Consider the following 413-nt stretch of genomic DNA (forward strand, 5'->3'; position numbering starts at 1 on the left):
GTCAAGCCCAGCGCCTCGGTGGAGCAGTTGGAGAACTACCGCAAGGTGTTCACCTCGACCGTCTACGAGACCGAGCACCCGGTGGTCCGCGTGCATCCGCAAAGCGGCGAGCGGACGCTGCTCCTCGGCCACTTCGTGAAACGCCTGAAGGGTCTTTCGCAGCATGACTCGGCGCATCTCTTCGCGGTGCTGCAGGGGCACGTCACGCGCCTGGAGAACACCGTGCGCTGGCGCTGGCAGGCCGGCGACGTGGCGATCTGGGACAACCGCGCGACCCAGCACTACGCGATCGACGACTACGGCGACCAGCCGCGCGTGGTGCGCCGGGTGACCCTCGGCGGCGACGTGCCGGTAGGCATCGACGGGCAACGCAGCCGGACGATCCGGAAGGCATGACGGACCCGGCCCTCCCC

The 413-nt window shown here is 69.0% G+C and carries 1 protein-coding gene; it reads left to right on the forward strand.

The features are described from left to right. A partial coding sequence (locus WCE05_RS26220) for a TauD/TfdA dioxygenase family protein (protein WP_368816868.1) occupies window positions 1-396 on the forward strand: 396 nt, incomplete at its 5' end. Window positions 397-413: the final 17 nt, after the last annotated feature.

This window comes from Pseudomonas sp. I2 (genome assembly GCF_040984075.1).
Classification (GTDB): Bacteria; Pseudomonadota; Gammaproteobacteria; order Pseudomonadales; family Pseudomonadaceae; genus Aquipseudomonas; species Aquipseudomonas guariconensis_B.